Below are 3,169 nucleotides of genomic sequence, written 5' to 3'. Positions count from 1 at the left end.
CCGCGCCGGCGTCGGGGGCGGTCTCCAGCCAGGCGCGGGCGTCCGCCGCGTGCAGCGTGACGCCGGCGTCGGCGGGGAGGGGCAGGTGCTCGGCGACCAGTTCCAGCAGTGCCCGGTCGAACTCCACGACGTGCTGCCGGGAGCCGGGGCGGGTGGCGGCCAGGTAGCGGGGCAGGGTGAGCGCGCCGCCGCCGAGGTGCAGGACGTCCAGGGGGTGCCCCGGTTCCGCCACCGTGTCGAGGACGTGCCCGAGCCGCCGTACGTACTCGAACTCCAGGTGCGTCGGCTCGTCCAGGTCGACGTACGACTGCGGTGCCCCGTCGACGGTCAGCAGCCAGGCCCGTTCCCGGTCCACGTCGGGCATCAGCTTGGCGGTGCCGTGGTCGACGACACGGGTCACGGGGATGGGCTCGCTCACCGTCCCATTGTGCCGTCGTCCGTACGGACGGCTGCCCGCCCCCCGTACGGGAGCGGGCAGCCGTTCCGCCGCTCAGCCGACCGTCGTCACCGTGCCGGCGCCGACCGTGCGGCCGCCCTCGCGGACGGCGAAACCGAGCCCGGACTCCAGGGGCACGTCCCGTCCCAGTTCGACGGTCATCGTGACCGTGTCCCCGGGCCGCGCCACCGCCACCTCGCCGAGGTCGACGTCGCCCACGACGTCCGCCGTGCGGATGTAGAACTGCGGCCGGTACCCGGTGGACACCGGTGTCGTACGGCCGCCCTCGCGGGCCGACAGCACGTACACCTGCGCGGTGAAGCGCCGGCTCGGCACCACGCTGCCCGGCGCGGCCACCACGTGCCCGCGTCGCACCGCGTCGCGCGGCACCCCGCGCAGCAGCAGCGCCACGTTGTCGCCGGCCTGCGCCTCCTCCATGGGCTTGCCGAAGGTCTCCAGGCCGGTCACCACGGTCTCCACCTCGGCGCCGAGCACCTCGACCCGGTCGCCGACGCGGACCGTGCCGCGCTCCACCGCGCCGGTCACGACGGTGCCCCGGCCGGTGATGGTGAGCACGTTCTCCACCGGCAGCAGGAACGGCGCGTCCAGGTACCGCTCGGGCATGGGCACATACGTGTCCACCGCGTCGAGCAGCGCGTCGATCGACGCCGTCCAGCGCGGGTCGCCCTCCAGCGCCTTCAGCCCGGAGACCCGTACGACGGGCGCGGACTCACCGCCGTAGCCGTGCGCGGAGAGCAGGTCGCGGACCTCCAGTTCGACCAGGTCGGTCAGCTCCTCGTCGCCCGCGTCGGCCTTGTTGAGCGCGACGACGACGTGGTCGACGCCCACCTGGCGGGCGAGCAGCACGTGCTCGGCGGTCTGCGGCATGACCCCGTCGAGCGCGGAGACGACGAGGATCGCCCCGTCGAGCTGCGCGGCGCCGGTGACCATGTTCTTGACGTAGTCGGCGTGACCGGGCATGTCGACGTGGGCGTAGTGCCGGGTGTCGGTCTCGTACTCGACGTGCGCGATGTTGATGGTGATGCCGCGCGCGGCCTCCTCCGGCGCCCGGTCGATGCGGTCGAACGGGACGAAACTGCCGGAGCCGCGCTCGGCGAGGACCTTGGTGATGGCGGCGGTCAGGGTGGTCTTGCCGTGGTCGACATGGCCCATCGTGCCGATGTTCAGATGCGGTTTGGTGCGGACGTACGCCGTCTTGGACATGGCGGTACCTCGAAGCCTCTCGGTGATGACGCGTGGTGACGCGTGACGGCCCCGGGCGCGGCGGATCGGCGCGCGGCCGGGACGGGGACCCCAGGAACCCGGCCGACCCTCCCCCTGGGGGGTCCGCCGGACGATCCGGGGAGGGTCAGCTTCGGGCGCCGTCGACTGCGGCGAGGAAGGTGGGAGCGGCAGCCTTCGGGGCATCCGCGACCGCGGATGCTGCGAGGTGGAAGGCGTACCGGAACATGGCGTCGATCCTTGCCGACGACCCGCCCCGCGTCGAATGGTTTTCCGCGCCGGTCCTGGCTACCGGGTGCCGATGTTCTTCAGCGCCTCCCGTACCGACAGCGGCGCGAACCGTCCCTGTTCGCGCGCCAGGAAGGCTCGTACGGCGTCGGGGTCGGTCTTGGCGTACTCGCGCAGGCACCAGCCGATGGCCTTGCGGACGAAGAAGTCCTGGTGTCCGGACCGGCGCAGGCAGTAGTCGAAGAGGCGTGCGGTGTCGGTGCGTTCCTTGTAGCGCAGTTGGTGGAGCAGGGCGGTGCGGACGAGCCACAGGTCGTCGTCGCCGATCCACTCGTCCATCTCGGCGGTGAGGCTCCGGTCGGCGGCGACCAGCGCCCCGACGACGTGCGCGGCGAGCAGGTCGACGGTGTCCCACCACGGGACCGTGGTGACGAGGTGCCGGGCGACGGGCAGGAAGCCGGAGGAGCAGTGCCGTACGTGGCGGCGCAGGTAGTCCACGGCGAAGTACTGGTACTCGCGCTCGGGCAGCTCCCAGCAGCGCAGGGCGACGGCCGCGCAGTCGGCCTCGCCGGGGCGGGGCAGCCCTTCCACGACGGTGCGGGACAGGGCTCGGCGGGCCGGGGTGGTCATACCGAGGAAGGGTGCGACGTCCTTCATGTACGCCCGCAGGGCCACGGCCCGCTCCGGATCGGCCGCGGGTCCGTACGCGGCGGTGAGCCGCTCCAGCACGGCGTCGGCGAGCGGGCTGCCCGGCACCCGCGGTGTCGCCGTGCCCTCCTCTGTGACGCGCATGAGACGAACACTACGGCGATCACACACATTTGTCGGTTAGTGTCACCGGATGCTCGATGCCACCACCCGCTCTGGGGGCACCGCCGCCACGGCCTCTCCCCGGGCCACCGCCACGGACCTCTCGGTACCGCTCCCGCCGGCCACCGCCACGGGATTCGCCGCCCGCTGCGCCAGATTCCTGCTGTCGCCGTGGTCACGGCTGTCCCTGCTGGTCGCCCTGCTCCTCACCGCCGCGTCGCTGATGCTCGCGTTCGAGCCGCAGCGGCTGCTGACCGACGGCTGGCCCGCACAGCTCGGCGGGGCCGCCGCGGTCGTGGCGTACGCGGTGGCCTACGGGGTGTGCACGGTGGCGTTCGTGCCGCGCCCGCTGCTGAACCTCGCCGCGGGCGCGCTGTTCGGCTCCCAGCTCGGCCTGGGCGCGGCGCTGGGCGGCACGGTGCTGGGCGCCGGGCTGGCCTTCTGCCTGGGGCG

General features: G+C 73.3%; 3 protein-coding genes and 1 pseudogene. 1 reads left to right on the top strand and 3 read right to left on the bottom strand.

What is annotated here, in order from left to right; genetic code table 11:
* The 3 genes from B7767_RS23470 to B7767_RS23460 form a co-directional block, all read right to left on the bottom strand.
* A partial coding sequence (locus B7767_RS23470) for a spermidine synthase (protein WP_179167254.1) occupies positions 1-418 on the bottom strand: 418 nt, incomplete at its 3' end.
* A gap of 72 nt (positions 419-490) precedes the next feature.
* Entirely contained in the window at positions 491-1,660 is a 1,170-nt protein-coding gene (tuf, locus tag B7767_RS23465; protein WP_085573938.1) for an elongation factor Tu, read from the bottom strand.
* 306 nt (positions 1,661-1,966) lie between these two features.
* The gene (locus B7767_RS23460; RefSeq protein ID WP_085573937.1) at positions 1,967-2,698 is read right to left on the bottom strand and encodes a DNA alkylation repair protein; all 732 of its coding nucleotides are present in this window, start codon (positions 2,696-2,698) and stop codon (positions 1,967-1,969) included.
* Positions 2,699-2,747: 49 nt separating this feature from the next.
* Between B7767_RS23460 and B7767_RS23455 the strand changes: the two are divergent.
* A pseudogene (locus B7767_RS23455) lies at positions 2,748-3,169 on the top strand (hypothetical protein); the annotation flags it as partial.

The organism is Streptomyces sp. 13-12-16 (genome assembly GCF_002114215.1).
Taxonomy (GTDB): Bacteria; Actinomycetota; Actinomycetes; order Streptomycetales; family Streptomycetaceae; genus Streptomyces.
This window is presented reverse-complemented; position numbering and strand designations above follow the sequence as displayed.

Coding starts and splice junctions, on each gene's coding strand:
- tuf (WP_085573938.1), bottom strand. CDS start 1,660: ATGTCCAAGACGGCGTACGTCCGCACCAAACCGCATCTGAACATCGGC.
- B7767_RS23460 (WP_085573937.1), bottom strand. CDS start 2,698: ATGCGCGTCACAGAGGAGGGCACGGCGACACCGCGGGTGCCGGGCAGC.